The 26,089-nt window shown below is 40.0% G+C and carries 23 protein-coding genes and 3 pseudogenes; 3 read left to right on the top strand and 23 right to left on the bottom strand.

Going from position 1 to position 26,089, the window contains the following annotated elements; translation table 11 throughout:
* Window positions 1–107: 107 nt before the first annotated feature.
* Window positions 108–1,121, top strand: coding sequence for a lactonase family protein (locus tag D7D54_RS01950; RefSeq protein WP_020901467.1), 1,014 nt, complete (start codon window positions 108–110; stop codon window positions 1,119–1,121).
* A 282-nt stretch (window positions 1,122–1,403) separates the two neighbouring features.
* Here D7D54_RS01950 and tuf read toward each other — a convergent pair whose 3' ends face one another.
* On the bottom strand, window positions 1,404–2,600 hold the full coding sequence (gene tuf / locus D7D54_RS01945; RefSeq protein WP_001040726.1) for an elongation factor Tu: 1,197 nt from the start codon (window positions 2,598–2,600) through the stop codon (window positions 1,404–1,406).
* Window positions 2,601–2,806: 206 nt separating this feature from the next.
* The gene (locus D7D54_RS01940) at window positions 2,807–3,916 is read right to left on the bottom strand and encodes an AI-2E family transporter (protein WP_020901468.1); all 1,110 of its coding nucleotides are present in this window, start codon (window positions 3,914–3,916) and stop codon (window positions 2,807–2,809) included.
* A gap of 102 nt (window positions 3,917–4,018) precedes the next feature.
* Between D7D54_RS01940 and pbp3 the strand changes: the two genes are divergently transcribed.
* Window positions 4,019–5,260 carry a D-alanyl-D-alanine carboxypeptidase PBP3 gene (gene pbp3 / locus D7D54_RS01935; protein ID WP_120718695.1) on the top strand — a complete coding sequence of 414 codons (1,242 nt, stop codon included), beginning with the start codon at window positions 4,019–4,021 and terminating at the stop codon, window positions 5,258–5,260.
* A gap of 190 nt (window positions 5,261–5,450) precedes the next feature.
* On the opposite strand, the gene sdbB is transcribed toward pbp3, so the two are convergent.
* The 12 genes from sdbB to D7D54_RS01870 all read right to left on the bottom strand — a co-directional run bounded on the left by sdbB (window position 5,451) and on the right by D7D54_RS01870 (window position 15,814).
* Window positions 5,451–6,017, bottom strand: a complete 567-nt coding sequence (sdbB, locus tag D7D54_RS01930; protein WP_020901470.1) for a thiol-disulfide oxidoreductase-associated lipoprotein SdbB — start codon at window positions 6,015–6,017, stop codon at window positions 5,451–5,453.
* A gap of 11 nt (window positions 6,018–6,028) precedes the next feature.
* Window positions 6,029–6,736, bottom strand: a complete 708-nt coding sequence (ccdA2, locus tag D7D54_RS01925; protein ID WP_033681677.1) for a thiol-disulfide oxidoreductase-associated membrane protein CcdA2 — start codon at window positions 6,734–6,736, stop codon at window positions 6,029–6,031.
* Window positions 6,737–6,932: 196 nt separating this feature from the next.
* Window positions 6,933–7,352: a F0F1 ATP synthase subunit epsilon gene (locus D7D54_RS01920; protein WP_004256585.1), complete on the bottom strand. Its 420-nt coding sequence runs from the start codon at window positions 7,350–7,352 to the stop codon at window positions 6,933–6,935.
* Window positions 7,353–7,362: 10 nt separating this feature from the next.
* Window positions 7,363–8,769 (bottom strand): F0F1 ATP synthase subunit beta, encoded by a 1,407-nt coding sequence (gene atpD, locus D7D54_RS01915; protein WP_000094357.1) that lies wholly within the window; start codon window positions 8,767–8,769, stop codon window positions 7,363–7,365.
* Window positions 8,770–8,960: 191 nt separating this feature from the next.
* Complete coding sequence (locus D7D54_RS01905) at window positions 8,961–9,839, bottom strand: F0F1 ATP synthase subunit gamma (RefSeq protein ID WP_000301224.1); 879 nt, start codon at window positions 9,837–9,839, stop codon at window positions 8,961–8,963.
* 15 nt (window positions 9,840–9,854) lie between these two features.
* Window positions 9,855–11,360 carry a F0F1 ATP synthase subunit alpha gene (gene atpA, locus D7D54_RS01900; RefSeq protein WP_042900828.1) on the bottom strand — a complete coding sequence of 502 codons (1,506 nt, stop codon included), beginning with the start codon at window positions 11,358–11,360 and terminating at the stop codon, window positions 9,855–9,857.
* Between the two features lie 14 nt (window positions 11,361–11,374).
* Window positions 11,375–11,911 carry a F0F1 ATP synthase subunit delta gene (locus D7D54_RS01895; protein ID WP_004256581.1) on the bottom strand — a complete coding sequence of 179 codons (537 nt, stop codon included), beginning with the start codon at window positions 11,909–11,911 and terminating at the stop codon, window positions 11,375–11,377.
* A complete protein-coding gene (atpF, locus tag D7D54_RS01890; RefSeq protein WP_001103468.1) occupies window positions 11,911–12,405 on the bottom strand; it encodes a F0F1 ATP synthase subunit B in 495 nt (164 codons plus the stop codon). Before atpF ends, D7D54_RS01895 begins: the two co-directional genes overlap by 1 nt.
* Before the next feature lie 13 nt (window positions 12,406–12,418).
* Window positions 12,419–13,129, bottom strand: a complete 711-nt coding sequence (gene atpB / locus D7D54_RS01885; protein ID WP_000392870.1) for a F0F1 ATP synthase subunit A — start codon at window positions 13,127–13,129, stop codon at window positions 12,419–12,421.
* A 33-nt stretch (window positions 13,130–13,162) separates the two neighbouring features.
* Window positions 13,163–13,363 carry a F0F1 ATP synthase subunit C gene (locus D7D54_RS01880; RefSeq protein WP_001054560.1) on the bottom strand — a complete coding sequence of 67 codons (201 nt, stop codon included), beginning with the start codon at window positions 13,361–13,363 and terminating at the stop codon, window positions 13,163–13,165.
* 328 nt (window positions 13,364–13,691) lie between these two features.
* On the bottom strand, window positions 13,692–14,978 hold the full coding sequence (locus D7D54_RS01875) for a peptidase U32 family protein (protein ID WP_020901474.1): 1,287 nt from the start codon (window positions 14,976–14,978) through the stop codon (window positions 13,692–13,694).
* Window positions 14,979–15,115: 137 nt separating this feature from the next.
* Entirely contained in the window at window positions 15,116–15,814 is a 699-nt protein-coding gene (locus D7D54_RS01870) for a GntR family transcriptional regulator (protein WP_020901475.1), read from the bottom strand.
* A gap of 141 nt (window positions 15,815–15,955) precedes the next feature.
* Between D7D54_RS01870 and guaA the strand changes: the two genes are divergently transcribed.
* On the top strand, window positions 15,956–17,518 hold the full coding sequence (guaA, locus tag D7D54_RS01865) for a glutamine-hydrolyzing GMP synthase (protein WP_120718694.1): 1,563 nt from the start codon (window positions 15,956–15,958) through the stop codon (window positions 17,516–17,518).
* Window positions 17,519–17,617: 99 nt separating this feature from the next.
* Here guaA and D7D54_RS09635 read toward each other — a convergent pair.
* The 9 genes and pseudogenes from D7D54_RS09635 to D7D54_RS01825 form a co-directional block, all read right to left on the bottom strand.
* Window positions 17,618–17,698, bottom strand: a pseudogene (locus D7D54_RS09635) (IS200/IS605 family transposase); the annotation flags it as partial.
* Window positions 17,699–17,749: 51 nt separating this feature from the next.
* Window positions 17,750–17,961 (bottom strand): annotated as a pseudogene (tnpA, locus tag D7D54_RS09470) (IS200/IS605 family transposase); the annotation flags it as partial.
* 216 nt (window positions 17,962–18,177) lie between these two features.
* A complete protein-coding gene (ffh, locus tag D7D54_RS01850; protein WP_120718693.1) occupies window positions 18,178–19,749 on the bottom strand; it encodes a signal recognition particle protein in 1,572 nt (523 codons plus the stop codon).
* An 11-nt stretch (window positions 19,750–19,760) separates the two neighbouring features.
* Window positions 19,761–20,093, bottom strand: a complete 333-nt coding sequence (locus D7D54_RS01845) for a putative DNA-binding protein (protein WP_004260758.1) — start codon at window positions 20,091–20,093, stop codon at window positions 19,761–19,763.
* A gap of 78 nt (window positions 20,094–20,171) precedes the next feature.
* Window positions 20,172–20,540, bottom strand: a pseudogene (locus D7D54_RS09465) (transposase); the annotation flags it as partial.
* 113 nt (window positions 20,541–20,653) lie between these two features.
* Window positions 20,654–22,651 (bottom strand): methionine--tRNA ligase, encoded by a 1,998-nt coding sequence (metG, locus tag D7D54_RS01840; protein WP_120718692.1) that lies wholly within the window; start codon window positions 22,649–22,651, stop codon window positions 20,654–20,656.
* A 133-nt stretch (window positions 22,652–22,784) separates the two neighbouring features.
* Complete coding sequence (locus D7D54_RS01835) at window positions 22,785–24,044, bottom strand: ABC transporter permease (RefSeq protein ID WP_120718691.1); 1,260 nt, start codon at window positions 24,042–24,044, stop codon at window positions 22,785–22,787.
* Window position 24,045: 1 nt separating this feature from the next.
* Window positions 24,046–24,747, bottom strand: coding sequence for an ABC transporter ATP-binding protein (locus D7D54_RS01830; protein WP_020901477.1), 702 nt, complete (start codon window positions 24,745–24,747; stop codon window positions 24,046–24,048).
* Entirely contained in the window at window positions 24,731–25,939 is a 1,209-nt protein-coding gene (locus tag D7D54_RS01825) for an efflux RND transporter periplasmic adaptor subunit (RefSeq protein WP_031237512.1), read from the bottom strand. The genes D7D54_RS01830 and D7D54_RS01825 overlap by 17 nt, the downstream gene beginning before the upstream one ends.
* Between the last annotated feature and the right edge of the window lie 150 nt (window positions 25,940–26,089).

Genomic DNA, 26,089 nt, shown 5'->3' with positions numbered 1-26,089 from the left:
AAATAACTCTTTTTTAAAGTGCTTACATACTACTCAATTGCACCGCATAGCATATTATAAATTCATTTTGTGATATAATAGACTTATCTTTATAAAGAGGTATAGTCATGAAAGAAACTGTTTATTTTGGAACTTATACACGTCGTACTTCCCAAGGGATTTACAAGGCAGACTTTGATACAGAAACTGGTCAGCTTTCAAATCTAGAACTTTTTGCACCTGAACCAAGTCCGACCTACCTTGTCTTTGACCAGCACCAACATTTATACACTGTTGGTAGTCAAGACGATAAGGGGGGCATTGCAGCCTATCAAACTGATGGAACCTTATTAAATCATGTCGTGGAAAAAGGAGCTCCCCACTGTCATGTTGCCGTTGATGAAAAGCGTGATTTGGTGTACGCGGCAAACTACCACAAAGGGCAGGTCCTTGTTTATAAACGCAAGGAAGATGGCAGTCTTCTACTTAGTGATGTAGATCAACACAGTGGCCAAGGTCCACATGAGAATCAAGCTTCTCCCCATGTTCACTTTACTGATTTAACACCTGACAACTATCTAGTGACCTGTGATTTAGGAACTGACCAAGTAATTACTTATGATCTTGATCCAGAAGGGAAATTATCTAAACTCTATACATATCACAGCCAGCCAGGAGCAGGCTCGCGTCATATCATTTTCCATAACCACTATAAAATTGCTTATCTGATTTGTGAACTCAATAGCACTATAGAAGTTTTAATCTACGATGGTGTTGGCGAATTTGAACGCATGCAAGTTATTTCAACTCTACCAGACGGTTATGAAGGCTTTAATGGTACTGCTGCTATTCGTCTCTCTAAAGACGGTAAATACCTCTACGCTTCTAACCGTGGTCATGATTCTATCGCAGTATATACAATCCTTGCGGACGGTAGTTTAGAGTTGTTAGAAATCGTTCCGACACATGGTCAGACTCCACGTGATTTTGATTTGACACCGGATCAAGAATTTGTCATTGCTGTCCATCAGGACTCTGACAATGCAACCGTCTTTAAACGCAATCCTGAAACTGGTCGTCTAGCAGAACTTTCTAATGACTTCCATGTCCCAGAAGCAGTCTGCATCAGTTTTGCTAATTAACATAATTATAACTGATCAACTAACGGAGCTACACACCAAAGACAAACATCATTTTAGTGTTTGTCTTTTTTATATCTACAAATTACTTTCCTCAAAAAAGATGTAATCTTTCTCAAAACAATTTTTCCATGAAAAGTAAAAATATTTCACAGCCATCATTCATTTGTCTCACACATAACGGAGCTAGACGGACTAATAGTGACATAATGAAAAAGAACCTTGCAAAGCAAGATTCTTTTAGTGTCTGACTTAAATAATTGTTCTTCTGGGAACTAAATCGAATTAAGCTTCGATTTCTGTAACCATACCTGAACCAACAGTACGTCCACCCTCACGGATAGAGAATGTAGTACCTTGTTCTACGGCGATTGGGTGGATCAACTCAACGTCGATTGTCACGTTATCACCAGGCATTACCATTTCAGTACCTGCTGGAAGTTCGATTGAACCTGTAACGTCAGTAGTACGGAAGTAGAATTGTGGACGGTAGTTGTTGAAGAATGGAGTGTGACGTCCACCTTCTTCTTTAGTAAGGATGTAAACTTCACCTTTGAATTTAGTGTGTGGGTTGATTGAACCTGGTTTAGCGATAACTTGTCCACGTTCGATTTCGTCACGTTGAACACCACGAAGAAGGACACCTACGTTATCTCCGGCAAGACCTTCGTCAAGTTGTTTACGGAACATTTCAACACCAGTAACAACTGCTTTTTGAGTTTCTTCTTTGATACCAACGATTTCGATTTCGTCGTTGACTTTAACGATACCACGGTCGATACGTCCTGAAGCAACTGTACCACGTCCAGTGATTGAGAATACGTCTTCGACTGGAAGAAGCAATGGTTTGTCAGTGTCACGTTCTGGTTCTGGGATGTACTCATCAACTGTGTTCATCAATTCCATAACGATGTCTTCGTATTTAGTGTCACCTTCAAGGGCTTTAAGAGCTGAACCTTGGATAACTGGAAGATCGTCACCTGGGAAGTCGTATTCTGACAATAGGTCACGGATTTCCATTTCAACCAATTCAAGCAATTCTTCGTCATCAACCAAGTCAACTTTGTTCATGAAAACGATAAGGTGTTTAACACCAACCTGACGTGAAAGAAGGATGTGCTCACGAGTTTGTGGCATTGGTCCGTCAGTTGAAGCTACTACAAGGATAGCTCCGTCCATTTGAGCGGCACCAGTGATCATGTTTTTAACGTAGTCCGCGTGTCCTGGAGCGTCGATGTGAGCGTAGTGACGTTTTTCAGTTTCGTACTCAACGTGCGCAGTGTTGATTGTGATACCGCGTTCGCGTTCTTCTGGAGCAGCATCGATAGACGCATAGTCTTTAGGTTGGTTAACTGATGAAGGCAAGCGACGTGCCAAAACAGTTGTGATAGCTGCAGTTAGGGTAGTTTTACCGTGGTCAACGTGTCCGATAGTACCAATGTTAACGTGTGGTTTACTACGATCGTATTTTTCTTTTGCCATTTGAGTAAAAGCCTCCAATAAAATATATTTTATAGATAGACAGTAGGCAATACAGTCTAACTTTCCTTACTATTTTATCAAATTTCAGCTAAATTGCAAGTGTTTTACAAAGTTTTTGTGAATTATTCTTAATCTGCTAATCTAAACGGTATTTCTACTCCTATCACTTCTTTAATGAAAAAGAAAAATCAGGAATTTCCTGACTTTTACTTAGCTAATTCTCTTTCTCGCTCTTTCATTATTTTATGATTTTCATACAAACGTGATAAAAACTTAGAAATTTCTTTTAAGATAGAATAGGTTGGTACTGCGACAATCATACCAATAACACCGTAAATATTACTTGATAACAAAAGTAATACTAAAATCGTAATTGGATGAACCTTCATCACTCCACCTACGATACGAGGGTAGAGAATATTTCCATCCACTTGTTGAATGATCAGCATATAAATAACTGCAATCAGCATTCTATGGGGATCAGTAAAGACATTGGCGATAATCATCGGAATCAAACCAATACTTGGGCCTACATAAGGAATGAGATTGGCTAATCCTGAAAAGATGGCAAAGACCAAAGCGTATTTCAAACCAATTACGCTATATCCGATAAAGGCCAAACAACCAATAATAATGGCATCAATGGCAACTCCACTAATATATCGAGCGATTGTAGTATTCAAATTTTTTAAAAGACCTGTAATATGCAACTTATCTCGCTTTAAAACAGTACGCTCAAGCATCGGCAAGAATTTGTGACCATCTAACAAAAAATAAATTAAAAATACAGGTGTCATGATAATAATCAAAACAGTACTAAAGAGCGCAGATAAGACACTTCCAACACTATTCGTTACACTATTTAGGATATTTTGTAGAATATCTACATACGATAGATTTAACTGTTGAAAAGTCGCTTGAATGTCTAAATTTTGAAAGACTGGATAAGTAGATAAATCCACAATCAAATCTTGCAAACGACTGTAGATTGTCTGACTTGTTGCTATCAAACTGGTCAACTGATTAATCAAAATCGGTAAGAGATAGACTACCCCAATAACTAACCCCCAGACCAAGGCGCACAAGGTTAGTAGAATACCAATGATACGGTTAATTTTGAAATACTTTTGTAAAAAATTTACAATAGGATTGGTTAAATAATATAAAAAACCACCTAAAAGAAAGGGAATCATTATAGTGTTTGCGACGCTTACAAAAGGTGTAATAATCGCTCCCATCTGTCTCCATAAATAAAAGATGATGGTTAATAGTAAAATCTCACTGGTCCAAAAAAATAATTTATTCTTACGAAACATGGGGTACCTCCATTTATCTATTTTACCACACTTTCAAAAAAGCTTCTTTCTTATATCATGAAACTGGGAATATTTTTTTCTTTATGTTAGAATAAACTTACTATGAAAAAAATTATTTTAACTCTATTAAGCCTGTCCCTTATTGGCTCAGCATCTACTGTTGCTGCTCAAGATTTTAATATTGCTGCTAAACATGCAATTGCCGTTGAGGCGAATACTGGTAAAATTCTCTACGAGAAAGATGCAACTCAGCCAGTTGAAATTGCTTCAATCACAAAATTGATTACTGTTTATCTTGTCTATGAAGCCTTGGAAAACGGCAGTATTACACTATCAACTCCGGTAGATATTTCTGATTATCCTTACAAATTAACGACAAATTCTGAAACAAGTAACGTTCCTATGGAAGCTCGTAATTATACCGTTGAGCAGCTACTGGAAGCAACATTAGTTTCCAGTGCTAACAGTGCAGCTATTGCTCTAGCTGAGAAAATTGCTGGCTCAGAAAAAGATTTCGTCGATATGATGCGCGCAAAGCTCTTAGAATGGGGAATTCAGGATGCCACTGTTGTCAATACGACGGGTCTTAACAATGAGAGTCTAGGTGATAACATTTACCCAGGCTCTAAAAAAGATGAGGAAAATAAGCTCAGTGCTTATGATGTCGCTATCGTTGCTTGCAACCTCATCAAAAAATACCCACAAGTCTTAGAAATCACGAAAAAACCTTCCTCTACTTTTGCGGGAATGACAATCACTTCTACCAACTATATGTTAGAAGGCATGCCTGCTTATCGAGGTGGTTTTGACGGACTTAAGACAGGAACAACAGACAAAGCTGGAGAATCTTTTGTTGGTACTACTTTCGAAAAAGGAATGAGGGTTATCACAGTTGTTTTGAATGCAGATCATCAAGACAATAATCCTTACGCTCGCTTCACAGCTACATCCTCACTAATGGATTATATCTCTTCTACATTCACACTTCGTAAAATCGTTCAGAAAGGCGATGCCTATCAAGATAGCAAAGCCCCTGTACAGGATGGAAAAGAAGATACAGTCACTGCTGTTGCCAAAGATGATATTTCTCTAATTGAACGTGTTGGAGGTCAATCTTCCCAATCTATTCAATTCACACCTGATGCTAAGGCAATTCCAGCACCACTTGAAGCCGGAACAGTGGTCGGACATTTGACTTATGAAGACTCAGACTTGGTTGGTCAAGGTTACATTACCACAGAACGGCCTAGTTTTGAAATGGTAGCAGAAAAGAAAGTTGAAAAAGCCTTCTTTTTAAAAGTTTGGTGGAATCAGTTTATCCGCTTTATCAACGAGAAGCTATGATATAATAAACTTCTTAAAGCTAAAAAATAAATATTATGTTTAAAGAAAAAGAAAGGGAATCTGTATAATACAGTACTCCCTTCTTTTTTTAAACTTAATTTATTGATAGCAAAAATCCCCTAAATCTTAGATTAATACTATCTAAAATCTAGGGGTTTGATTGTATAAATACTATTTTAAAATCTTGATTCTAGTTCATTTCTTTAAAGGCTGCTTCTGCATCCTCGTTGCTGATGACACCAAATTGAATCTTTCCAATCTTTCCTTGACTATCAATCAGGTATTCTGTAGGAATGCTTCGAATTTGATAAGCTTGGAAGGTGGTTCCTTTTGTGTCATAAAGTACTGGGATATCTTTATATCCTTGATCTTGGAACCATTGTGGAAATTGCTCGACAGTTTTTTCACCTTGAATTCCTGGTGCAATGACACTAAGAATTTCAAAATCACGATCTGGTTTCGCAGCTAATTCCATCAACTCTGGCATACTTTTCTTACATGGACCACACCATGAAGCCCAAAACTTCAAATAAACCTTTTTCCCCTTATAATCCGATAACTTGACTTCTTTGCCATCCATTGATTGCAAGGTAAAGTCTGGAGCCTCTTTTCCAACAGCAATTTGTTGTACAGGCGTTTGTTGCTGTTGTTTTGGAGATTGTTCTGGTGCTTGAGTCTTTTTACTTTCTTCCTCACCACAGGCCATCAATACAACTAGTGACAAGAGGCTTAAGCCAGCAAACATTACTTTTTTCATCTTTTTCTCCTTTATTCAAAAATTCCAGCTAGAACATTTACTTGTCCTAATAGTAACAAAATTCCCATTAAAATAATGAGGAAACCACCAATTTTCTTCAGTAGCATCATATGACGCTTGAGTTTACTAAAATAAGGCATCACTACGCCTGAAGCTAGAGCCAAGACCAAGAAAGGAATGGCCATTCCAAGAGTGTAAATCAAGGTATAGATAGCTCCTTGCCAAGCGCCATTGCCTCCAGAAGCCGCAAGTGCTAAAACAGAACTTAAAACTGGACCAATACAAGGCGTCCAACCAAAGCTAAAGGTAATACCAAGCAAAAAGGCTGACCAATAACGATTGGCTGCTGATTGCTTGAAGGTAAAGCTTTTTTGAATCTCTAATTTCTTAAAATGAAAAATTTCCATCTGGTGTAGGCCTAAAATGATGATAATTGTTCCCATGGTATAGCGAAACCAATTTGCATAGAGAATATTACCAAAGTAACCAGCACCAAATCCTAAGATAAAGAAAATGAGAGAGATACCTGCAATAAAGCAAAGTGTTCGAATCAAACCTGACCAGGCAACTTTTTTCCCAAATAATGAAAAACTTTTTGCACTATCCTGATCATCCAATAAGATACCAGTATAGACAGGTAACAGAGGGAAAATGCAAGGGGAAAAGAAGGACAAGATCCCTGCTAAAAAAACGGAGATTGAAAATACTATCGTTTCCAATAAAGAACCAACTTTCTTAATAATTCTAATCCTATTTTACTATAATCAATTTCATTTGTATGATTTCTGCTACGCAATTTGAATTATGCTATCTTTTTATTATCTTTTATATCAATAGACGATTCTAATTTTTCATCAGTTTTGCCCCTTAAGAATACATAAAAAATGAACTTGGTAACTCAAGTTCATTTTTTTCTTATAGTCTATTTCCGACATTAATACGGTTAATGGCACGTTGCAGTGCAATCTTCGCACGACGTTCTTGGTCAATCAAGTGTTTGTCTTGTGCTTCTTCAATTTCACGCTCTGCTCGAAGTTTGGCACGTTCTGCACGACTAACGTCGATATCACGAGCACGTTCTGCAGAGTCAGCAACAATTGTGACAACGCCATTGGCAACTTCGATAACGCCTCCGTTCACTGCAATCCAGTTCACGTGATTTTCATCATCTACACGTTTAACCTTAACCTCATCAACTGCTAAAACTGCAATCATATTTTCATGTCGTGGCAAGATTCCCATCTCACCATCCAGAGTTCGAACTGATACAAAGCTGGCATGGTGATCATAGACGAGACCATCTGGTGTCACGATCTGGACAGTTAACTGAGCCATAGATCACCTCTTAAAATCCCATTTTTTCAGCTTTTGCAATCACATCTTCGATAGAACCTACACCACGGAAGGCATCTTCTGGCAAGTGGTCGTGTTTACCATCAAGGATTTCCTTAAAGCCACGAACAGTTTCAGCAACTGGAACATAAGAACCTGGTTGACCAGTAAATTGTTCAGCAACGTTGAAGTTTTGTGACAAGAAGAACTGGATACGACGAGCACGAGCAACCAAGGTCTTTTCTTCATCAGAAAGCTCATCCATACCAAGGATAGCAATAATATCTTGCAATTCATGGTAACGTTGAAGAACACGTTTTACTTCAGCAGCAACTGCATAGTGCTCTTCTCCAACGATTTCAGGTGCCAAGGCACGTGAGCTTGAAGCAAGTGGGTCAACGGCTGGGTAGATACCCAATTGTACCAACTTACGTTCCAAGTTAGTTGTTGAGTCCAAGTGAGCGAAGGCTGTTGCTGGCGCTGGGTCAGTATAGTCATCCGCTGGCACATAGATAGCCTGGATAGAGGTTACAGAACCCTTCTTGGTTGATGTGATACGCTCTTGCAATTGACCCATTTCCGTAGCAAGTGTTGGTTGGTAACCAACGGCTGATGGCATACGACCCAAAAGGGCAGATACTTCTGAACCAGCCTGAGTGAAACGGAAGATATTATCGATAAAGAGAAGCACGTCTTGTCCTTCCACATCACGGAAATATTCAGCAATTGTCAAACCAGTAAGAGCAACACGCATACGTGCTCCTGGTGGCTCATTCATCTGACCAAATACCATGGCTGTTTTCTCGATAACGCCTGATTCTTTCATTTCCCAGTAAAGGTCGTTCCCCTCACGAGTACGTTCCCCAACACCGGTAAATACTGAAATACCACCGTGTTCTTGGGCAATGTTGTGAATCAATTCTTGGATTAAGACGGTTTTACCAACTCCGGCACCACCGAAAAGTCCAACCTTACCACCTTTAAGGTAAGGGGCAAGAAGGTCGATAACCTTAATCCCTGTTTCAAGGATTTCAGAAGAGGTAGACAACTCATCAAAAGTTGGAGCTTTTTTATGAATTGGCTGACGCTCTGCATCTTCTGTAAAAGGAGCTTCCAAATCAATGGTATCTCCCAAAACATTGAAGACACGTCCCAAAGTTTCTTTACCTACTGGTACAGAGATTGGACGACCTGTGTCCAATACTTCCATTCCACGAGTCAAACCATCTGTTGATTCCATGGCGATAGTACGGACCATACCATCTCCCAACTCCAAGGCTACTTCAAGGACGATTTTTGTTTTTCTTTCGTCATTTTTGTAGACGACAAGTGCATTGTTAATCTCAGGAAGTTTTTCCCCTGCTGCAAACAAGACGTCTACAACGGGACCGATAACCTGAGCAATTTTACCTGAACTCATCTCCTTCTCCTATTCTATATAAGATACTGTCGGTTCCTAGTTCAACTAGGTCCTAATACTCTTCGAAAATCAAATTCAAACCACGTCAGCGTCGCCTTACCGTACTCAAGTACAGCCTGCGGCTAGCTTCCTAGTTTGCTCTTTGATTTTCATTGAGTATAAGTTCATTTTCATACGAGCTGGACTAGAGTCTATTCTAAGGCACTAGCTCCTGCTACGATTTCTGTAATTTCTTGTGTAATCGCCGCCTGTCTGGCACGGTTATACTGAATTGTCAAATCATTGATGACTTTCTTAGCATTATCTGTCGCTGTTTGCATAGCTGTCATACCTGCAGCATTTTCAGCTGTCTTGGCATCGATAATGGCACCGTAAATCATACTTTCAGCAAACTGAGGCAACAACTGCTCCAAAATTTCTTCTCGGCTGGTTTCCAATTCAAAAGTCAAGCTGTAACTGTCATCCGCTTCATTTGGATCCAAGTCAACAATCGGAAGCATTTGCTCCACACGCATTTGACTAGTTAGCGTATTGACATGATGGTTATAGCAGACATAAAGTTCATCAAAAAGTTCATTTTGATACATTTCAACAGTTTTTGAAATAATCTTACGGACTTCATCAAAGCTAGGTTGATCTGCCAAGCCACGTAATTCATAAAGTGGTTGAATACCACGAGCTTTAAAGAAATCAGCTCCCATTCCACCAATACAGATCATTTCAAAGCCTTTACCATCTGGATGGTATTCTTCTTTCAACTCCATAACGGCTTTCAGAATAGAGGAATTATAACCTCCAACCAAACCTCGGTCTGAAGTAATGACGATATATCCTGTCTTCTTAACTGGACGGCTAATCAACATCGGATTGGTTGAACTGCCAGCTCCATTCCCATGAAGAATATCCGTCAAAAGTTTACGAACTTTCTGAGCATAAACTTGGAAGTTGCGAGCAGCTTCTTCAGAACGACCTAGCTTAGCAGCTGATACCATCTGCATGGCATTAGTGATTTGACTCGTATTTTTTGTTGAGGCGATTTTTGTTTTAATATCATTTAGAGATACTGCCATCTGACACCTCTATTCTTATTGGAAGCTGGTTTGATTGAGAAACTCTGTAATCGCAGCATCCAAGACTGCTTCTTCTGGCAAGTCTTTTGTATCACGAATGGTTTCCAAAATCTCTGGATGTTGAGCGTCAAAGAAGGCATGGAACTCTTCCTCGAAACGTACAATTTCATCTACTGGAACAGTATCCAAGAAACCATGTGTCAAAGCATAGAGAATGGTTACTTGTTTCTCAACAGGTAATGGTTTGTGAACAGGTTGTTTCAAGACTTCAACTGTACGACGTCCACGGTTCAACTTAGCCTGTGTTGCCGCATCCAAGTCAGAACCAAACTTAGTGAAGGCTTCCAACTCACGGTATGAAGCAAGGTCGATACGAAGTGTACCAGCAACCTTCTTCATGGCTTTGATTTGTGCAGAACCACCTACACGAGATACAGATGAACCCGCATCGATGGCTGGACGAATACCCGCATTGAAGAGACCATCACCAAGGAAGATTTGTCCATCAGTGATTGAAATCACGTTGGTTGCGATATAGGCAGAGATATCTCCTGCTTGTGTCTCGATAAACGGTAGGGCTGTAATAGATCCACCACCAAGTTCATCAGAAACTTTAGCTGAGCGCTCAAGCAAACGGCTGTGAAGGTAGAAAACATCCCCTGGGAAAGCTTCACGACCTGGAGGACGACGAAGCAAGAGAGAGAGTTCACGATAAGCTACCGCTTGTTTTGATAAATCATCATAAACGATCAAAACATGTTTCCCTTGGTACATAAATTCTTCCGCCATGGCAACCCCAGCATAAGGAGCTAGGAAAAGCAATGGAGATGGTTGTGAAGCAGAGGCAGTCACAACGATTGTGTAGTCCAAGGCACCGTACTGACGTAGTGTTTCTACTTGCGTACGAACTGTTGATTCTTTTTGTCCAATCGCAACATAGATACAGATCATATCTTGACCTTTTTGGTTCAAGATTGTATCAATTGCAATGGTTGTTTTCCCTGTCTGACGGTCACCGATAATCAACTCACGTTGACCACGACCAATCGGTACAAGGGCGTCGATAGCTTTCAAACCAGTTTGCAATGGTTCTGATACAGACTTACGTTGCATAACACCAGGAGCTGGCGCTTCTACTGGACGAGTTTTATCAGTGTGGATTTCTCCAAGACCATCAACTGGACGACCAAGCGGATCCACAACACGTCCAATCAGACTTTCACCTACTGGGACTTCCATGATTTTCCCTGTACGGCGGATTGTATCGCCTTCACGGATATCTGTAAAGTCACCTAGGATGATAATACCAACATCTGTTGACTCCAAGTTTTGAGCCATACCATAAGAGCCGTTTTCAAAAATCAACAACTCTCCACTCATGGCATTTTCAAGTCCGTGAGCACGCGCGATACCGTCCCCGATATAGGTTACAACACCTGTTTCAGTCACATCAAAATTGGGTTTGAAATTTTCAATTTGTTGCTTAATTAAAGCGCTGATTTCTTGTGCGTTAATTGCCAAAAGAACACCACTTTCTATTTCAAATTTTCTTTAACAACTTTAAGTTGTTGTTTAATACTCACATCAATTGTCTTGTGATTGGCAAAAATGACAAAACCACCAATAAGACTTTCATCGATTTGTTCTTTTACACTCCTTACTTTAAGAGACATTTTTTTCTCAATCAAAGGGAGCAAGCGACTCTTCTGTTCATCAGTTAAAGGATGAGCTGACGTAATCGTCACTTCAAATCGATTTGTTTCTTTTTCAAGTCGGTTCAAGCAATCTACAAGAATATCATAAAAAAGATTTGCTCTGTGATTGTAGATAAGAACCTGGATAAAGTTTTGCAATAAAGGTGACACAGAGTCTTGGAAGAAAGCAATTGTTTTTTCCTTATCAGACTCGTCTACTGCCACTTTTTTTAAAAAAGAAGGTAAACCTGTTTCTTCAGCAACTTGCTTGATTTGAGCTAAGTCTGAAAAGATACGGTCTTCTTCTCCTTTTTCTAAAACCAATTGGACAAAAGGCATGCTGTATTTTTCAATTACCTTTACTGTTTTCTTGTCCATTAAGCTTCTCCTAACTGATCGATATACTGATCAATGAGTTCTTTATGGGCATGACCGTCAAGGTTTTGTGAGATGATTTTACCAGCCAGGCTGATTGTCAAATCTGCTACCTCACCCTTAACGCTTTGTAAAGCTTCAGCTTTATTTTGAGCAATTTCTTGGTTCGCTTTTTCTTTCAAGCGTCCTGCTTCTAGCTTAGCATCTGCTAAAATACTAGCTTTGCTTTTCTCAGCTGTTTCTTTCGCATTCTCAATGATTGTCTTAGCTTCTTTACGGCTACCAGCCAATTCATCTTCGCGTTTTTGAGCCAATACTTCTGCTTTTTGACGTGCTTGTTCAGCTCCGTCAATATCTGCTGCAATTTTTTCTGCTCTTTGTTCGAAAATACTAGTCAAATTTGACCAAGCATATTTCTTAACCAAGACTAGCAAGAGAATAAAGGAACCAGCGATTAGTATAAAATCACCAAGTAATTCACCTACTGTTACATTCATAAACTACTCCTTTCTATTCTTCATCATTAATTTTATTTCCTAGGTACATTGAAGATAACAATGTAAATACATATGCTTGTACACAAGAAATAAAAACAGAAAATGCAGTCCAGATTAGATTTGTTCCAAAAGCAATAGGATACCAATAGAAGGCCTGATGAGAAAGTAGGACTAACATACTTGCCATCACTTCCCCTGCAAAGATATTACCAAATACCCGCAATGCAAGTGAAAGGAGATTGGTAACTTCTTCCAAGAGATTCATTGGTGTCATAAAACCTGGTGTTACAAATGCTTTTAAATACTTTTTGATTCCACGACGACGAATTCCTTCTACGTGTGTCATTAAGATAATTGTAAAAGACAAGACCAAGTCAAATGACAAATTTGCTGTTGGTGAGGTCCAAAGATTTACACCATCTGTAGTCTGAATTCTAGCCATTAAGCCAATATTATTTGCAATGGCCATAAATAGGAATAAACAGAAATAAAAGAGAGAATAATCCTTTATCATTGGACCAAGGTTTGATTTTGTAAATCCAACAACAAAATCAAATAAATACTCTAATACATTTTGTTTTCCTGTGGGTCTCAAAGTCATATTTCGAGTTGCCCAATAAATAAAGCCAAAAATAAGTGCTACAGTCAACAAAGTCAAAACTACTATGGTTAAATTAAAGGTAACAGGACCAATATTGATGGTTGGATTAATACTTTCTTCCATCTAAAATCCTCCCTTTTTCAATTTATACTTCTTTTATTTGATGATAAATGAAAAGACAAGAGTAACGAAGAAAGTACCTTCAATAAAGGCAACCCCTAGGATCATCAAACTACGTAGTTCTGAGATGATATCTGGTTGGCGAGCAACTGATTTCAACAAACCGTTCATCAACATACCTTCACCAAGAGATACACCCATACAGGCAAGACATAGACCGAAAAATGTTAAATTCATGACGAATTCTCCTTTTAATTAAAATTTACTTACTTAGTTTAGTCCTAAAAATTGGATTTGTCAACTTTTTACCAACATTGAAAGCGCTTAACGGAAATTATTTACAATTTTACTATTTTTTAGCTTATTATTTTTTAGCTTATTATATAGAAAACTTTGGAAAAAACTTGTAATAAATCCGTCTATTATCTAGGTCTTTCTGAAAAAAAATGAAAAATCCGAGATGAAATCTCGGATGGAAATTAATATATTTTCTTTAACCTAATGCTCTTTAGTAAGTAGGATTACAGAGAAAGCAACTAGAAAGCTTTCGTCTCCTGTATGCTTATTAAGCACGCACTGTGACGCTGGTTCCATCTTCTTTATAAAGATTGATGAGACCTTCTTTGAGAGCTCGAACCATATCTCCTGCTTGAACGGGTTGTGGGACTTTGATTGTCAAGAGTTCCATTGGATTTGGAGCACGGTCGATTTTATTGCCCTTAGCATCATGCAAATCTTCGATATAAGTTTCAAAGTGACGGAAACCTGGGCCATAAAACTCAACTTGGTCCCCTTCGTTAATGACGTTCCGTTGGCGAATGGTCGCTGTTTGTGTCGCTTCATCATAAGAAACCACTTCAGCGACAAACTTATACTCAGGAATTTTACGACGAGCACCAAACAACTGCTCATTTTCAGATGGTGTACCGTAGTAGAAACCTGTTGCTAATTCACGTTGGGCAACCTTCCACATCTCGTCCACCAAATCTTGTTTGATAGCTTCAAATTTTTCTGGACTTTCTAGATAAGCATCAACAGCCGCCTTGTAGCAGTTGGTTACTGTTGAAACATAGTGAATAGACTTCATACGTCCTTCGATTTTTAGACTGTCCACACCATTTTCAATCATATCTGGAATGTGGTCAATCATGGACATGTCAACAGCTGACATAGAAAATTCTTCTGGAATTTCCCCTTTCAAGCTCTTACGTTCTTTCCCAAATGGCATATCGTAAAGGTCATATTTCCAACGGCAAGACTGAGAACAACCACCACGGTTGGCATCACGCATACTCATGTGGTTTGAAAGTGTACAACGACCAGAGTAAGAAATACACATAGCCCCATGTACAAAGGCTTCAATTTCCACATCTGTACGCTTACGAATTTCTGCTAATTCTTCCATTGAAACCTCACGCGCCAAAACGACACGAGTTAAACCTAGTTCTTTCCAGAACTCAAGTGTTTCATAGTTAGTGGCACTTGCTTGGGTAGAGAGGTGGATTTCAAGACCTGGTGCTTCTGTCGCTGCAATCATAATCAAGGCTGGGTCAGACACGATAACTGCCGCGATTCCGATATCACGTAGTTTACGGAACCACTCACCTGCTCCCTCCTCATTTCCTTCGTGCATAACCATGTTGGCAGCTACATAAACCTTAGCACCATACTTGGCCGCAAACTGGACACCTTCTTCCATTTGTTCAAAGGTAAAGTTTCCTGCACGGCTACGAAGACCATAGGCTTGCCCACCGATAAAGACAGCATCTGCACCATACTGAACAGCTACTTTTAGCTTCTCTAAAGTTCCTGCAGGTGATAAAACCTCAGGACGTTTTAATGTTTTTGTCATGTTTTCTCCTATTTGCAATATAAAAGTTTGACGTTTTTCCTTCTCATTTTATAGTAAATAAGTGATAAAATCAAGCCTAGACAGATTGTTTTGACAATTCTAATCTTTTAGGAAATCAAAAAACTAGCCTTTCTAGACTAGTTATTCTCAAGATAAAATTCAAAGCGTTCGCCTACATACTGACTTTTTACGTATTCAAATGCAGTACCGTCTTCTAGGTAGGAAACCTGAGTTAGCCCAAGAATAGCATGCCCTTTTTCAACTTCCAAATAGTGGGCAATTTTTTCCTTAGCAAGGCGAGCATAGATAGTCTGCTGTGATTTGCCAATACGGTAGCCATGTTTTTGCAAGGTCTGGAAGAAATGACTAGTGATTTCTTCTTTTTTAAAGTCCTTAATGAATTTTTCAGGAATAGAAGCAACTTCATAAACTAGAGGAACTTGGTCGGCATAGCGGACCCGTTCCATTCGGATAATATTCTCCGTTGGAGAAATTCCTAGCTTGGCAACTTCCTGCTCATTGGGAATGGTTTTTCTGTAGGAAATGAGCTGGCTAGAGGGTACTTTACCTTGAGACTTAACAATTTCAGTAAAACTGGTTGTCCCTCGCATCTTTTCTTGTACCCGAGTACTAGAAACAAAGGTGCCACTTCCTACGCGGCGCTCTAAGACACCTTCTTCAACTAATAGAGATACAGCTTGGCGGAGGGTCATGCGACTGACCTCAAACTGCTCTGCTAAATCTCGTTCACTAGGAAGCCTCTCCCCAATAGCCCAACGGTGATCGTCAATATCCTTTTTAATCTGATCATGGATTTTCATATAAGCAGGTAGCATATTTTTCACTTCATTTCTATCTTTTCTCTATTGTACCCCAATAAACTAGAAAAAGTCAAACTTCGCCTTGTTTAGTTGGTAATTCGCCCTTATTTGTGATAGAATATTGAAAAAAGATATTTCTTTTGAGAAAGGAAAAAGATGAGCAACATTTCAACTGATTTGCAAGATGTAGAAAAAATCATCGTATTGGACTATGGTAGCCAATACAACCAGCTGATTTCACGCCGTATCCGTGAAATTGGCGTTTTTTCAGAACTAAAGAGCCATAAAATTTCAGCTGCTGAAGTTCGTGAAATCAATCCTGTAGGAATTATCCTATCAGGTGGTCCAAACTCTGTATACGAAGATGGTTCATTTGATATTGACCCAGAAATCTTCGAACTCGGAATTCCTATTTTGGGAATCTGTTATGGTATGCAGTTATTGACCCATAAACTTGGAGGAAAAGTTGTCCCTGCAGGTGATGCTGGAAATCGTGAATACGGTCAATCAACTCTTACTCACACACCATCAGCTCTTTTTGAATCAACACCTGATGAACAGACTGTATTGATGAGCCATGGTGATGCGGTTACTGAGATTCCTGCTGACTTTGTTCGTACTGGAACATCAGCTGACTGCCCTTATGCAGCCATTGAAAACCCTGATAAACATATTTACGGTATCCAATTCCACCCAGAAGTTCGCCATTCTGTACACGGAAATGATATCCTTCGTAACTTTGCTCTTAACATCTGTAAGGCTAAAGGCGACTGGTCAATGGATAACTTCATTGATATGCAGATCCAAAAAATCCGTGAAACCGTCGGTGATAAACGTGTCCTTCTTGGCCTTTCAGGTGGGGTTGACTCATCTGTCGTTGGAGTTCTTCTCCAAAAAGCGATTGGCGATCAATTGATCTGTATCTTCGTGGATCACGGTCTTCTTCGTAAAGGAGAAGCGGACCGAGTTATGGACATGCTTGGTGGTAAGTTTGGTTTGAATATCGTCAAAGCAGACGCTGCTAAACGTTTCCTTGATAAACTTGCTGGCGTTTCTGACCCTGAACAAAAACGTAAAATCATCGGTAATGAGTTTGTCTATGTATTTGATGACGAAGCAAGCAAGCTCAAAGATGTGAAATTCCTTGCTCAAGGTACCTTATACACAGACGTTATCGAGTCTGGTACGGATACAGCTCAAACTATCAAGTCACACCACAACGTGGGTGGTCTTCCAGAAGACATGCAGTTTGAATTGATCGAACCACTCAACACTCTTTATAAGGACGAAGTTCGTGCCCTAGGTACAGAACTTGGTATGCCAGACCATATCGTATGGCGCCAACCATTCCCAGGACCAGGACTTGCTATCCGTGTCATGGGTGAAATCACTGAAGAGAAACTAGAAACCGTTCGTGAGTCAGACGCTATCCTGCGTGAGGAAATTGCCAAAGCTGGCCTTGACCGTGATATCTGGCAATACTTCACAGTTAATACAGGTGTTCGTTCAGTTGGTGTTATGGGTGATGGTCGTACTTATGATTACACAATCGCCATTCGTGCTATCACTTCTATCGATGGTATGACAGCTGACTTTGCAAAGATTCCTTGGGATGTCCTTCAAAAGATTTCTGTACGTATCGTAAACGAAGTAGACCATGTTAACCGTATCGTCTACGATATTACAAGTAAACCACCTGCAACTGTTGAGTGGGAATAGACCAATCATGACCAGCCAGCGCTTAAAGACGCTGGCTTTCACTTTGTTCAAGGCTTATTGCTATTGACTCGTCACTTGCCTCTTAAAGAGGCTTTAGTATTACTTACTACTATCCCTAAAGGGAGCCTCATATTCCTTTACATTCAATTTATCTAGTGCTATATCATGCTTTACTCGTTCTCAAATTTTTATACTCATGAAGAAATCATCCACTAGATAATTTCTTTAATTTGGTGGAATACTTACTAACATATGTACATGGTCTGGTATTAAGTGACCCTCGATAATTTCAACTCCTTTATAACTACACAAGCGATGAAATATTTCGCCTAAACTACTTCGATATTGATTATAGATTACTATTCGTCTATACTTAGGAGTGAACACAATGTGATAGAACAGTGCCACTTTGTGTGCGATAAACTATGAGCCTTTTGTGCCATATTTTTCTCCTTTCGCTTTACAATTGGCTTGAACACCTTTATTGTATCGCGTTCGGAGTTTTTGGGTATAATCTTCGACGCGCACCCGCATAGCGGGTGATTTTTTTGTCTCGCACCGCACAGAGCGAGACGGACTAATAGTCACATAATCACATACAAAAAGAACTCTGAATCGGATTCAGAGTTCTTTTTGTATGAAAGGAAAGCCCTTCGGTCTTACTTGCGTTTCTTCTTCGCTTTCTTCATTTTGTTAGCCATGCGTTTCATGGACTGTTTCATAGCAAATTCACCGATTTTACCTTTGAGTCCGCCACCAAACATCTGGCTCATATCTGGCATTCCTGCTCCTCCAAGAGCTGACAGGTCAGGCATACCGCCTTGTCCCATCATTCCTTCAAGGGCAGACATATCCATTCCTCCCATATTTGGCATGTTTTTAGGAAGGTTGTTTGGATTGATTCCCATCTGCTTCATCATCTTGTTCATATCACCAGACATGACACCCTGCATAAGCTGTTTAGCTTGGTTAAAGTCTTTGATGAATTTATTGACTTCGATAAAAGTATTTCCTGAACCTGCAGCGATACGACGGCGACGGCTTGGATTTAGCAAATCAGGATTTTCACGTTCTTCAGGTGTCATGGAAGACACAATAGCACGTTTACGCGCGATCTGACGCTCATCCACCTTCATATTTTGAAGGGCTGGATTATTGGCCATACCTGGAATCATCTTGAGCAAGTCTTCCATTGGGCCCATGTTTTGCACCTGATCCAATTGATCGATGAAATCATTGAAATCAAAGGTGTTTTCACGCATTTTCTCAGCCATTTCAAGGGCTTTTTGCTCATCGTATTCCTGAGAAGCTTTCTCAATCAGAGTGAGCATATCCCCCATACCAAGGATACGGCTAGACATACGGTCTGGGTGGAAGGTCTCAATGTCAGTAATCTTTTCACCTGTACCAGTGAACTTGATTGGTTTTCCAGTAATGTGACGAACAGATAGAGCCGCACCACCACGAGTATCCCCATCAATCTTAGTAAGGATAACCCCAGTCACTTCCAACTGAGCATTGAACTCACGCGCTACATTAGCCGCTTCTTGACCAATCATGGCATCAACCACGAGGAGAATTTCGTTTGGTTGAGCCAATGCTTTTACGTCACGAAGTTCATTCATCAAAAGCTCATCAATCTGCAAACGACCTGCCGTATCAATCAAGACATAGTCGTTATGATTAGCTTGAGCTTGCTCCAAACCTTGACGAACAATCTCAACAGCTGGTACTTCTGTTCCAAGAGCGAAGACAGGAACATCAATCTGTTGTCCCAAGGTCTTCAGCTGATCAATAGCCGCAGGACGATAGATATCCGCCGCGATCATCAAAGGACGAGCATTTTCTTCCTTCTTGAGTTTGTTGGCCAATTTACCTGCAAAGGTTGTTTTACCAGCCCCCTGCAAACCAACCATCATGATAATGGTAGGAATCTTAGGTGACTTGATAATCTCAGCTGTATCAGAACCTAAAACGTCTGTCAGTTCCTCATCAACGATTTTAATAATTTGTTGCGCAGGATTAAGGGTATCAATGACCTCATGCCCGACTGCACGCTCACGAACTTTCTTGATAAAGTCCTTTACAACAGGCAAGGCAACGTCGGCTTCAAGCAAGGCCAAGCGAATTTCTTTGGTTGCCTCTTGGACATCAGATTCAGAGATTTTTCCTTTTTTACGTAGATTTTTAAAGACGTTCTGCAAACGTTCTGTTAAACTTTCAAATGCCATGTTTCTTCCTCTTATTCTCTATTATCAATGCTTGTTAAAATTTCTATCTGCTCCTTCAGAAAGTCATCCTTGGGATAGCGCTCCAAAATCTGGTCAAAAATCTGACTGCGGACAATGTAGTCCGAGTACATGTGCAATTTCATCTCATAATCTTCCAGAATCTTTTCTGTCCGCTTGATATTATCATAGACAGCCTGACGACTGACACCAAACTCCTCAGCAATTTCAGCAAGGCTGTAATCATCAGCGTAGTAGAGCTCGATATAATTCATTTGCTTATCTGTCAAAAGCGCCGCATAAAATTCAAAGAGCGCATTCATACGATTGGTTTTTTCGATTTCCATAACTTTTATTATACCAAAAAATCTATTATACTTCTACATTAGAAATCACTCTATCGGGTCAATCAAACCATTCTTCTATACAATAGATAGGACCTGATTAAAAATTTGCTCTATTATTTCCCTATCTTGAAAACGATGTCTGTAATTCTTACCATAAGTTGTAAAATGAGGAATTTTATCGTTTCAATCCCCCCTTAAACCAACGATAGGCGGTATTGACCTCAATGTCCTTGATTGTTTGAAACATGAAACTGAAACCGCAGAAACATTAGATGGGAGGAATTTTAACCAACATATGTAACAGGGGATAAACTAGAACACCTTTTATCCGAGGAATAAGTACCTGCGACCAAGAAAATAGTCTTACGAAATGAGTTCAACTAGCGCGTAAAAACCAACTTGATTATATTTGTAGTCTTGATTTTCTTTGTGAGACTTAGGCAACATTTCTCAACCATTCTTACATCTATTATACTAATATACAACTCTACACATAGAAAAGTCCTTAGAAACTTGTAGTCTAAGGACTTTGTCTTCCAACTGACTTTAGTGTTTTATTTTTACCCAATCACACTTCCATTTGGTACAGCTGGATCAACTGTGAGAAGGGTTAATTTTCCATCATGTTCAGCTGATAGGATCATACCTTGACTGACATATTTCTTCATCATCTTACGAGGTTTAAGATTGGCAACGATTTGAACTTTCTTGCCGACCAATTCTTGTTCGTTTGGATAGTATTTTGCAATTCCTGAAAGAATTTGACGATCTTCTCCATCACCAGCATCCAATCGGAATTGAAGCAACTTGTCAGAGCCTTCAACTTTTGAAACTTCTTTGACTTCTGCGACACGGATTTCAACCTTGTCAAAGTCTTCAAACTTGATTTCATTCTTGTTTAGTTTTAGTTCAACTTCATCTGGATTCCATTCTTTTTCGACTGCTGGTTTGTTTCCTTCCATTTGTTCCTTGATATAGGCGATTTCTTCTTCCATATCCAGGCGTGGGAAGATTGGTGTTCCTTTGGCAACTACAGTCACATATGCTGGGAAGTCAGCCAAGCTCAAGTTCTCAAGGCTTGCTACTTCTTCCAAGCCAAGTTGAGTCAAGACCGCGCGACTGGTTTCCATCATAAATGGCTCAATCAAGTGAGCGACGACACGAAGGCTAGCTGCCAAGTGGCTCATAACACTTGCCAATTGATCGCGGAGAGCTTCATCCTTAGCCAACACCCATGGAGCTGTTTCGTCGATGTATTTATTGGTACGTGAGATCAGGGTCCAGACTGCTTCAAGTGCACGTGGGTAGTCAACTGCTTCCATGTAGGTGTGGTAGTCAGCGATTGATTGTTCTGCAACGTCAGCAAGAGCATGGTCAAACTCTGTTACACCTTCTACATAGGCAGGAATTTGTCCATCAAAGTACTTGTTAATCATAGAAACCGTACGGTTGAGGAGGTTTCCAAGGTCATTGGCCAATTCGTAGTTGATACGGCCTACATAGTCTTCAGGAGTGAAGGTTCCGTCTGAACCAACTGGAAGGCTACGCATGAGATAGTAACGAAGTGGATCTAGTCCATAACGCTCTACCAACATTTCAGGGTAAACGACATTCCCTTTAGATTTAGACATTTTGCCGTCTTTCATGACGAACCAACCGTGAGCAATCAAACGATCTGGCAATTTGATATCTAACATCATAAGAAGGATTGGCCAGTAGATTGAGTGGAAACGAAGAATGTCTTTTCCTACCATGTGGAAGACTGTTCCATTCCAGAATTTGTCAAAGTTACCATGTTCATCTTGACAGTATCCAAGTGCTGTAGCATAGTTAAGAAGGGCATCAATCCAAACATAGACAACGTGTTTTGGATTAGATGGTACCGGAACACCCCATGTAAAGGTTGTACGAGAAACCGCCAAATCCTCTAAACCTGGCTCGATGAAGTTGCGAAGCATTTCATTCAGACGACCATCTGGAGTGATAAATTCAGGATGAGCTTTAAAAAATTCTACTAGACGGTCTTGGTACTTGCTAAGGCGAAGGAAGTATGATTCTTCAGAAACCCATTCCACTTCGTGACCTGATGAAGCGATACCACCAGTTACATTTCCAGCTTCGTCACGGAAAACTTCCGCAAGCTGGCTTTCTGTAAAGAATTCCTCATCTGATACTGAATACCAACCAGAATATTCACCCAAATAGATGTCATCTTGAGTAAGCAAGCGTTCAAAGACCTGTGCCACAACTTTTTCATGGTAGTCATCAGTCGTACGGATAAATTTATCGTATGAGATATCTAGTAATTGCCAGAGTTCTTTAACTCCAACAGCCATCCCGTCAACATAGGCTTGTGGTGTAATGCCAGCTTCTTCTGCTTTTTGTTGAATCTTCTGACCATGCTCGTCAAGACCTGTCAAATAAAAGACATCGTAGCCCATCAGGCGTTTGTAACGTGCTAGGACATCACATGCGATAGTTGTGTAGGCAGAACCGATATGAAGTTTACCAGATGGATAGTAAATCGGTGTTGTAATATAAAAATTCTTTTCAGACATAATATTTCCTTTCCAGGCTAATGAAACCTGTTTTTCTAACACTTCATTATACCATATTTTTAATGATTTTCGATAGAGAAATCCATACAAAAACAAGACAGACAAATGTCTATCTCGTTTTTTATCTTTTAAATTATTCATAGCGAAGAGCTTCGATTGGATCGAGCTTAGAGGCTTTGTTGGCTGGTAGAACACCGAATATCATACCGATACCTGCTGAGACCGCTAAACTAAAGAGAGCTATTGGGATGGATACTCCAACTTCAATTCCTGCAATCAAGTTTTGAAGAAGAACCCCTGCAAGCATGGTCATTCCTGCAGCAAGTACAAGACCAATGAAACCACCTAATAAGGTTAAAATCATGGATTCAATCAAGAACTGAACTAGGATATTACCCCGAGTTGCTCCTAGTGCTTTCCGTAAACCAATCTCACGGGTACGCTCTGTCACAGAAACCAGCATGATGTTCATAACACCAGTCCCTCCAACAAAAAGTGAAATTCCTGCAATGGCACTAATAATCGTAGTTATAAAGCCGAACAGTTGTTGTACTTCTTGGAAGGCTGCAGTCGCATCTGCCACCTGATACTCCCCTTGCTGAAGACCAGCAATCTCGGTCAATTTTCTAGCTAATTCTGGTCCCACTGTTGGTGTCAAACTTGTATCATTGACACGGAAGACAATATCAGAAATTTCATCCATATTGAAGTTATTGGCAAGAGAAATATTAGTCGTAATTGGAAGTCCACCAATACCAAAAGTCTTGGCAGTCTTGGCCTCATCGCTGGTATAGACACCAATGACACGATAGCTAAAGCCACCGACATCTATAACCTGGTTAACAGCTTCTTGAGCAGATCCAAACAGGCTATTAGCAAGTTCTTGGTCTAGCAAAATGACACTGGCCACATCTTTATAATCCTGAGCTATGAAACTGCGGCCTGCAACAATTTCATTTTCAACCGCCTTCATGTAAGTAATATTTCCACCTGTCAAGCTAGCACGATCCACTTTTTTGTCTTTATAAGACAAGGTGGTATTGGTCGAGTTGGTTACATAGTAACTATCTACACCTTTAACTTTAGCAGCCTCCTTGACCCAAGCTTCTTGTGGTTTTGGTGGTTCCACAGGAACTTCCTCTTCTTTCCCAGAAACTGTCAATGCTGATTGTTTTTGGGTAAAAGAGCCATCTTTACTTTTAATAGGTGAGAAAAAAACATGGATATTCTTCTGTGACTTGGTCATATTTTTATTGACCTGACGAGACATAGAATCTCCCAGAGCCATAATCACAACAACTGATGAAACACCAATGATAATCCCAATCATAGTGAGAAAAGAGCGCATTTTATGTGCCATGATAGATGAAAAGGCAAATTTCAGATTCTGCATCTTAGTTTTCCTCCTTTTCTAACTGAGCACTATCAGATGAAATAACTCCATCTCGAATGACAATCTGGCGTTTGGCATAAGCAGCGATCTCAGGCTCATGCGTTACCATGATAATGGTTTTTCCTTCTTTATTTAGTTCAACCAATAGTTGCATGATTTGATTACCTGTTTTGGTATCCAAGGCTCCTGTCGGTTCGTCCGCTAGGATAATAGAAGGATTGTTTACCAAGGCACGCGCAATAGCCACACGTTGCTTTTGACCACCAGATAATTCCGAAGGTAAATGGTGACTACGCTCAGTCAATTCAACCTTATCTAGATATTCCTCAGCTAACTTGCGACGTTTTGAAGCCGAAACTCCCGCGTAAATCAAGGGCAATTCTACATTTTGCAGAGCATTAAGTTTAGATAGAAGAAAAAACTGCTGAAAGACAAAACCGATTTGTTGATTGCGGACCTTGGCTAGTTGTTTTTCACCAAGTCCAGCTACTTCTTGGCCTTCAAGATAATATTCTCCACTGGTTGGTGTATCCAACATACCAATCGTATTCATGAGAGTAGACTTACCCGAACCAGATGGTCCCATGATGGCAACAAATTCACCCTCATTCACTTCTAGGTTGATATTTTTGAGAACCTGCAGTTCTTGGTCACCATTACGGTAGCTTCTGCAGATATTTTTTAGACTAATTAGTTTCTTCATCAGCCTTCACCTCTTTTCCTTCCTCTAGAGAAGACGTTGGGTTACTGATGACCTTGACTCCATTTGTCAGACCTGAAGTGATTTCTTGGTTGTCTGCATCAGCATTTCCCAAACCAACTTCCACTTTCTTGGCCTTTTTCTGCTCGTCAAGTACCCAGACATAGTTCTTATCATTTTCAGTCACAACACTTGTTAAAGGAACCAGAATAGCTTTACTCTTATTCTTGACCTCAACACTTACTGAGAATCCTTGTTTCAAATCACCGATTTCACTTGTAACATCAATAGTATATGGATATTTAGAACCAGAATTACCACCTGCTGCGGCAGTAGCTGCACTTGCTGCTTCACCACTAGTTTTAGGATAATCAGAAATGTAGCTAATCTTACCTGTCCAGCTCTTATCTTGGTAAACTTTAGAGGTAAAGGTTACTTCTTGTCCTACAGAGAGGTTGGCAAGGTTATATTCAGATAGTTCCCCCTTAACTTGCAAATTTTCATTACTTACGACATGAACTACCACCTGGCTAGCTCCAGTTGGAGATTTAGAAACATTGTGGTTGACTTCGACCACAGTTCCCTCTAAGGTACTGAGAACCGTCATGGCATCCAACTGACTTTGAGCCTTACTTAATTGTGCTGCTGCATCTGCACGAGCATCACGAGCATCACCTAGTTGCGCATCAATAGATGACACTGCATTTCCTGAGACTGGAGCTGGAGTTTGCCCTGCAGCTCCTTCGCCTCCTGCTGGCGTTGGCAACTGTGGAGCCGGAGCTGAAGCAGCTTCATTTCGTGCTTGATTGAGTTCATTGATATGACGATCTGCCTTAGCTACTGCTCGGCTAGCTGAATCATAGGCCGCCTGAGCTTCTGAACTACTGTACTTGACTAAAGCCTGCCCTTCGCTGACCTTATCACCCACAGAAACAAGGATTTCATCTAAATCTCCCTTACTAGCATCAAAATAAACATATTGTTCATTTTTTGCTGTTACTGTCCCTGACAATAAAACAGAGGACGCCACGCTTCCTTCCTTGGCAACAACAAGATGAGTAGGCTCATCTTTTACCGCGGTCTGAGATGGTTGTCTAAAGAGCAAAATCCCCCCAGCACCTAATACAACTACACTGGCAGCACCGATTGCTGCATACAGTTGCCACTTTTTAGCTTTACGATTCTTCTTCATAATGAAACTCCTTTTTGATTTAAAGTCCTTAACAATATTATATAAAAATTAGCAAATATAAACAATAACAGTTCAGAACGAAATAATGACATTTCGGGATTTGATTATTGTTCGGAATCCATTTTTATTACCGTTGTACTAGTTATATAATAC

This window comes from Streptococcus chosunensis, assembly GCF_003626515.1.
Lineage (GTDB): Bacteria > Bacillota > Bacilli > Lactobacillales > Streptococcaceae > Streptococcus > Streptococcus chosunensis.
This window is presented reverse-complemented; position numbering and strand designations above follow the sequence as displayed.

Excerpts from the sequence above, each read along its gene's own strand:
- D7D54_RS01950 (WP_020901467.1), top strand. The coding sequence starts at position 108 with ATGAAAGAAACTGTTTATTTTGGAACTTATACACGTCGTACTTCCCAA.
- tuf (WP_001040726.1), bottom strand. The coding sequence starts at position 2,600 with ATGGCAAAAGAAAAATACGATCGTAGTAAACCACACGTTAACATTGGT.
- D7D54_RS01940 (WP_020901468.1), bottom strand. The coding sequence starts at position 3,916 with ATGTTTCGTAAGAATAAATTATTTTTTTGGACCAGTGAGATTTTACTA.
- pbp3 (WP_120718695.1), top strand. The coding sequence starts at position 4,019 with ATGAAAAAAATTATTTTAACTCTATTAAGCCTGTCCCTTATTGGCTCA.
- sdbB (WP_020901470.1), bottom strand. The coding sequence starts at position 6,017 with ATGAAAAAAGTAATGTTTGCTGGCTTAAGCCTCTTGTCACTAGTTGTA.
- D7D54_RS01920 (WP_004256585.1), bottom strand. The coding sequence starts at position 7,352 with ATGGCTCAGTTAACTGTCCAGATCGTGACACCAGATGGTCTCGTCTAT.
- atpD (WP_000094357.1), bottom strand. The coding sequence starts at position 8,769 with ATGAGTTCAGGTAAAATTGCTCAGGTTATCGGTCCCGTTGTAGACGTC.
- D7D54_RS01905 (WP_000301224.1), bottom strand. The coding sequence starts at position 9,839 with ATGGCAGTATCTCTAAATGATATTAAAACAAAAATCGCCTCAACAAAA.
- D7D54_RS01895 (WP_004256581.1), bottom strand. The coding sequence starts at position 11,911 with ATGGACAAGAAAACAGTAAAGGTAATTGAAAAATACAGCATGCCTTTT.
- atpF (WP_001103468.1), bottom strand. The coding sequence starts at position 12,405 with ATGAATGTAACAGTAGGTGAATTACTTGGTGATTTTATACTAATCGCT.
- atpB (WP_000392870.1), bottom strand. The coding sequence starts at position 13,129 with ATGGAAGAAAGTATTAATCCAACCATCAATATTGGTCCTGTTACCTTT.
- D7D54_RS01880 (WP_001054560.1), bottom strand. The coding sequence starts at position 13,363 with ATGAATTTAACATTTTTCGGTCTATGTCTTGCCTGTATGGGTGTATCT.
- D7D54_RS01875 (WP_020901474.1), bottom strand. The coding sequence starts at position 14,978 with ATGACAAAAACATTAAAACGTCCTGAGGTTTTATCACCTGCAGGAACT.
- D7D54_RS01870 (WP_020901475.1), bottom strand. The coding sequence starts at position 15,814 with ATGCTACCTGCTTATATGAAAATCCATGATCAGATTAAAAAGGATATT.
- guaA (WP_120718694.1), top strand. The coding sequence starts at position 15,956 with ATGAGCAACATTTCAACTGATTTGCAAGATGTAGAAAAAATCATCGTA.
- ffh (WP_120718693.1), bottom strand. The coding sequence starts at position 19,749 with ATGGCATTTGAAAGTTTAACAGAACGTTTGCAGAACGTCTTTAAAAAT.
- D7D54_RS01845 (WP_004260758.1), bottom strand. The coding sequence starts at position 20,093 with ATGGAAATCGAAAAAACCAATCGTATGAATGCGCTCTTTGAATTTTAT.
- metG (WP_120718692.1), bottom strand. The coding sequence starts at position 22,651 with ATGTCTGAAAAGAATTTTTATATTACAACACCGATTTACTATCCATCT.
- D7D54_RS01835 (WP_120718691.1), bottom strand. The coding sequence starts at position 24,044 with ATGCAGAATCTGAAATTTGCCTTTTCATCTATCATGGCACATAAAATG.
- D7D54_RS01830 (WP_020901477.1), bottom strand. The coding sequence starts at position 24,747 with ATGAAGAAACTAATTAGTCTAAAAAATATCTGCAGAAGCTACCGTAAT.